Origin of the sequence: Mycobacterium sp. IS-1590 (assembly GCF_001500025.1) — a bacterium.
Lineage (GTDB): Bacteria > Actinomycetota > Actinomycetes > Mycobacteriales > Mycobacteriaceae > Mycobacterium.
This window is the reverse complement of sequence record NZ_LQIW01000042.1, coordinates 1-1,095: the sequence shown is the minus strand read 5'-3', so window position 1 is coordinate 1,095 and position 1,095 is coordinate 1. Positions and strand designations below refer to the sequence as shown.

Below are 1,095 nucleotides of genomic sequence, written 5' to 3'. Positions count from 1 at the left end.
CTAGCTGTACTGACCTGAGAGGTTAGGTACACGACTGGCTGGTGGCTGACCGCCGAGTGCTGTGTGGCCGCGGTGGTGATTGTAGTTGTGCAGCCAGCCGAGGTATTCCTGGCAGCGTTGCTCGTCGCTGGTGTACAACCGGGCATAGGCCCACTCGTCGGCGAGGGTGCGGTGGAAACGCTCCACCTTTCCGTTGGTCTGCGGTCGATACGGCCGAGTCCGGCGGTGCTCGATGTCGTCTCCGAGCGCCGCCCGAAAGACATGTGATCGGTAACAGGATCCGTTGTCAGTCAATACTTTTCGAACGGCTATTCCTTGTTCGAGGAACCAGGCGTTGGCCCGTTTCCAGAACTCGGAAGCGGTCTCTTTGCGTTCATCGGCCAGCATCTCGGAGTAAGCCAACCGTGAATGCGCGTCTAGTGCGGTGTGCAGGAAGTGGTAGCCACGCATCGGCTGTCGGTACTTGTTGGTCGTGCCGGTCTTGTCGGCCTGCGAATGGCGTCGACCCGTCGCGCGCCCGAGCATGCGCCAACCGCCGCCGGCTGGGATCTTGCCTAGTTTCTTCACATCGACATGCACCAGATCACCGCATGCAGCCGATTCCATGCGCCGCACGACGCGCCCGGTCGCACGGTCGAGCCACCGCAGCTGGGCGATGCCGTAACGGCGCAGCACGTTGTGCACCGTCGATACGTTCAGCCCCAGCAGATAAGCGATTCTTGCCGGGCCCCAGCGGCGGGTAACGCGCACACCGATGATGCGTCGCTCGGTCCGCATTGGCGTGCGGTTCGGGCTCTGATGCGGCCGTGAGCTGCGGTCGGCCATTCCCGCCTCACCTAGCTCGAGGTAGCGGTCCACCCACCGACAGACGGTGGTCACCGAAACCTGGAAGCGCTCGGCCGCGCGCCGACGCGACCACCCGTCATCGACAACGCAACGAGCCAGGCGTAGACGACCAGTTTCGGACAAAGGGGCATTACGGTGAACCACGAAGACCTCCGAGATCGGTGAGCGTTCCTAGACAGCTCGCACTCCACTCGGAGGTCTTCGTTTTGTCACCTCACCACGCCGTCACCAACGTCCGTGGTCAGTACA

Annotated in this window: 1 protein-coding gene; it reads right to left on the bottom strand. The window is 62.7% G+C overall.

From position 1 onward, the window contains the following. Window positions 1–990 (bottom strand): IS481 family transposase, encoded by a 990-nt coding sequence (locus AU197_RS19450; RefSeq protein WP_064404546.1) that lies wholly within the window; start codon window positions 988–990, stop codon window positions 1–3. Window positions 991–1,095 lie beyond the last annotated feature (105 nt).